Origin of the sequence: Ruegeria alba (assembly GCF_022321465.1) — a bacterium.
Taxonomy (GTDB): domain Bacteria; phylum Pseudomonadota; class Alphaproteobacteria; order Rhodobacterales; family Rhodobacteraceae; genus Ruegeria_B; species Ruegeria_B alba.
Map to the genome: position 1 here is coordinate 1 of NZ_JAKOEM010000049.1, position 3752 is coordinate 3752.

5 protein-coding genes and 1 pseudogene are annotated in these 3752 nt (G+C 68.5%); all 6 read right to left on the reverse strand.

Annotated features, from left to right (window positions below; genetic code table 11):
- Window positions 1–623: DUF6441 family protein (locus tag MB818_RS21620; protein ID WP_238906484.1), on the reverse strand; the 623-nt coding region annotated here is incomplete at its 3' end.
- 5 nt (window positions 624–628) lie between these two features.
- The gene (locus tag MB818_RS21625) at window positions 629–940 is read right to left on the reverse strand and encodes a head-tail joining protein (RefSeq protein WP_238906476.1); all 312 of its coding nucleotides are present in this window, start codon (window positions 938–940) and stop codon (window positions 629–631) included.
- Entirely contained in the window at window positions 940–1953 is a 1014-nt protein-coding gene (locus MB818_RS21630; protein ID WP_238906478.1) for a major capsid protein, read from the reverse strand. The genes MB818_RS21625 and MB818_RS21630 overlap by 1 nt, the downstream gene beginning before the upstream one ends.
- 31 nt (window positions 1954–1984) lie before the next feature.
- Entirely contained in the window at window positions 1985–2350 is a 366-nt protein-coding gene (locus MB818_RS21635; RefSeq protein ID WP_238906480.1) for a head decoration protein, read from the reverse strand.
- Window positions 2351–2356: 6 nt separating this feature from the next.
- Window positions 2357–3340, reverse strand: a complete 984-nt coding sequence (locus MB818_RS21640; RefSeq protein ID WP_238906482.1) for a head maturation protease, ClpP-related — start codon at window positions 3338–3340, stop codon at window positions 2357–2359.
- 4 nt (window positions 3341–3344) lie between these two features.
- Window positions 3345–3752, reverse strand: a pseudogene (locus MB818_RS21645) (phage portal protein); the annotation flags it as partial.

Below are 3752 nucleotides of genomic sequence, written 5' to 3' on the forward strand. Positions count from 1 at the left end.
CTCCCCTCCACCCACCTCGCCACGATCAGCCCCGGCACGCTGTCGAGCGCCCGCTCGGCATCCCGCCCGAGATCCAGCCGCTTCGGCAGCTTCACCTGCGGGACCAGCAGAAAGATCGGCACTGTCGTGCGCCCACGCCCGGTCTTGGAACGCGACGCCACCCCCAGCCCCCGACTGTTCAGCCGCCCCTCGGCGACCAGCAGGCTCGGACCCGTGCGGCGATAGACGAACCGCAACCGTAGCCCGCGCCGCCGTTCCCATTCGCCGGGCGTGATGCGACCACCTTTCAGCCCTTTGCCGGCCGCCTCGGTCGGGATCGCCAGCCAGAACCCGTCCTTCGACCGGATCAGCGGGCCGGTGTCATGGGCACCGATGATGACCGGCGCCTTGGACCAGACGAGTGCCGCGGCGTTCAGGCTCTCGCCGGCCTTGGGGAAGGTCTGGCTTCGGATCGAGTTCGCCAACCGCCGACCGAGTCCCGCTTGCGCGATCTGCCCGCGCCACGCCGTCTTCAGCCCGGTCCCAGCCTCCCGCATGGCTGCGGTGACGGCCTTCTCGCCCGCTTTCACCTCGGCCGCCATCATCGCGACGATGTCGGGATCAATACCGAGCTTCAGCTTCATGGCGGTCATGCCGGGTGCAGGACGACGGTCCAGATCAGCCGTTCGCGGTCCCGAACGGGCTCGCCCTGGACGAGGAAGGCCTCCCCGTCGATCTCGATGCGATCACCGGGGCGCGGGTTTGTCACCTCGGCGAGGCGCAGATCCAGCCGGGTGGTTTCCGACCAGAGCCGCGCCTCGCCGAAGCTGGTGATGTCGTCCGGCCGCCGCAGGATGGCGCGGATGAGCTTCGGCGCGCCGCCCTCGGCGGTATAGACGACATCGCGCGCGAGATGCGCGTCCGCGAAGAGCGCATCGAGGGCAGCGGCAAAGGCGCTCATCAGGTCCGCCGGGCCTGTCGCAGCACCTGCGGCCGGGTGCAGATCGGCAGCGGGTTCGACTCGATCTCGAGCCGCACCCATTCGTCCCGATCCCGGTCGGGGATGGTGCGGGCGTAAAGCGGCAGGCCTAGGGTGTTGACCGTCTCGAACGTATCCGCCGGCGCGTGGTAGATCTCGAAGAGCCCCTCGACGCCTTCGGGGTAGAAGTACGCCTTGTCCGTCGGCACGCCGAAGGCGGAACTGCCCCGGTAGCGGCGGAAGGTGATGCCGCCAAAGCTGACCTCGTCGGCAACGCGGCCCCGCAGATCGGCCGCAGCGGCGGTGTTGAGATAGGTCTCACGCACCTCCTTGTGCGCCACCAGATCGGCAAAGAAACCCGAGCCACATTCAGCGCGGACCATCACCGCACCGGCGGCCAGTCCGCCGAGACTTTCCTCGACGCTCTCGATCAAGGCCTGGCAGCGTTTCCTGAGCGCGCCCGAGGCCGGGCTGGCGTTGTCGAGATCGAAGTCGATCTCGGCCACCGGCGTGATCCCGAACTCGGCGGCGTAGTCGATCACCGTGGCGCCATCCTTGGGATCTTTCACGATCCCCTGGATGCCGTTCAGGAAGTGATACTCGAAGGTGGCCTCGGCATCCTGGCGCAGGCGGCGCAGCCGGTGGGCGACCTCGGTCTGCACCTGCTGGGTGGCCGTTTCCGAGCCGAAGTCGCGCACCGACTGGATCTCGGAGGCCCAGAGCACGTCCTGCTTCTTGAACTGACGGCAGACAAAGGCGCGCATGTTGCGCCGCTCGGGCACCTGTTGCTCATAGGCCGAGCCGCGTTCGGAGAACGGGATCAGCGACAGCGTGCCGTCGCGGCTTTCGATCACCACGGTGCGGGAGCGCACGCCGCGGGGCGAGAACAGGCCGGAGCCCGAGAGCAGTGCGGGCTTGAACGGGATGTTCTCCAGCGCACGGGTAAGCTCGATGACCGAGAAGGCATCGGCCTCGAAGATGTCCATGGTGGCCATGGTGCGATCCTTTCGGGGGATGGGTGTGAGGTCAGCGGGTGAGAATGCCGGCCGCCAGCAGCGCGGTATGGGCTGCGGCGATCTCGGGGTCCGTGGGCGTGCCCGCGAAGACGAGGTCGTGACGGTTGACGATGGCGGGGCCACGCACGAGCGCCACGGCCGGGACATCGCCTCCGCTGGCATCCGCCTTGCCCCAGAGCACGGCGACGGCGGTCTCGGTGCCATCGACGGCGGCCGGGTCGTGGGCAGCGTATTTGCCCGAGGCGGTGATCTTGCCCAGCACGGTGCCGGGCTCGAGCGTGCCCGCGGCGACGGTGATGGTTTCCCGTGTGTAGTCGCGGAAGGCCTCCCAGACGAGGAAGCCGCCGGGGTGGGTGGTCTCGGTGAGCATGGGCATTCGGGTTTATCCTTTCTGGCGGAAGGTGCGGGCGATCACATCGCCCCAGGGTCTTGCGCTTGGTCCCGGTCCGGGCTGGGCATGGGCGGGGAAGATCTCGGGGTCGGTCTGCGCCCTGGCGGCCAGCAGCGCCGCCCGCACGGCATCGAGGCTGGCATCCTCCTCGAGGAAGCGGCCCGCCCTCTGCGGCTGGCCTGCGAGCCGGCAGAGATCGATCACGGCCCGGGCATGGGCGATGACCTCCGCCCGGACGACAGCAGCGTCGGAAGATGCGTTGCCGTCTGCAACGGAGCTTGCGGGCTCGGGTACCGGACTTGCGGGTGTCAGTTGGGTGTTTCCGTCTGCAACACCCTCGGGCGCGGTTTCAGCTGTCTCGGCGGGTTCCACAGGGCCTGCCGCGGCCTCGACCAGTTCCGGCGGCGCATTGCGGAAGCGCGCCACATCGAAGGCGGCGGCGAGTGTCACGGGCGCAGCGATGCGGTCGATGAAGCCCAGATCGAGCGCGTCCTGCGCATCGAGCCAGGTCTCCGCCGCCATCAGCGCGGCAATCTCGTCTTCGGGCTTGCCGGACTTGGCCACATAGCCCGTCACAAGGCTGCCCTTCACCTTGTCGAGGGCCTCGGCCATGGTGCGCATATCTTCTGCCGTGCCCATCACCAGTCCCGAGGGATCATGGATCATCAGGAAGGCGTTTTCCGGCATCACGATCTGGTCGCCCGCCATGGCAATGTAGGAGGCCGCCGAAGCCGCGATCCCGTCGATCCAGACGGTGATCTCGCCCGCATGGCGCTTCAGCGCGTTGTAGATGGCGACCGCATCGAAGACCGAGCCGCCGGGACTGTTGAGGCGCAGATCGACCGGCGTGCCCTCGGGCAGCGCGCCCAGCTCGGCCAGGAAGCCCTTCGCCGTAACGCCATAGGCGCCGATCTCGTCATAGATCAGCACTTCCGCGCCGGAGGCCCGGGCGCGGATCGTGTACCAGGATTTCATGGGATCACTCCTGCTCAGCTGTGGTGGACGAAGCGCTGCCGTCCCCAAGGGATGTGTCTGTGTCGGGCGCCGCTGTCGGCGTGGCCCGCGCGCCTTGGGTCTCGCCCGGGCTTGTGCGATAGGTCAGGCCCAGCTCGGCGGCGCGCGCGGCATCCGCCGCGTTCTCGCGATCGACCTCTTCGATGTCGTAGCCAGTGGCCTCGACCACCTTGCGGCGCGAGGTGAGCCCGGCCTCCATCGCCAGCACCTGCGCCTGGATGTCCTTGAGCGGATCGACCCAGTCCCAGCGTGGCGGGATCCATTGCACTGGCAGGACGGTTGCCATGTCGCCCACGTCGATCGCCCCGGACAACACGGCCGTTTCCAGCCAGCGCCGCCAGATCGGCCGGCAGAGCTGATGCGCCATGACCCC

Excerpts from the sequence above, each read along its gene's own strand:
- MB818_RS21625 (WP_238906476.1), bottom strand. The coding sequence starts at position 940 with ATGAGCGCCTTTGCCGCTGCCCTCGATGCGCTCTTCGCGGACGCGCAT.
- MB818_RS21630 (WP_238906478.1), bottom strand. The coding sequence starts at position 1,953 with ATGGCCACCATGGACATCTTCGAGGCCGATGCCTTCTCGGTCATCGAG.
- MB818_RS21635 (WP_238906480.1), bottom strand. The coding sequence starts at position 2,350 with ATGCCCATGCTCACCGAGACCACCCACCCCGGCGGCTTCCTCGTCTGG.
- MB818_RS21640 (WP_238906482.1), bottom strand. The coding sequence starts at position 3,340 with ATGAAATCCTGGTACACGATCCGCGCCCGGGCCTCCGGCGCGGAAGTG.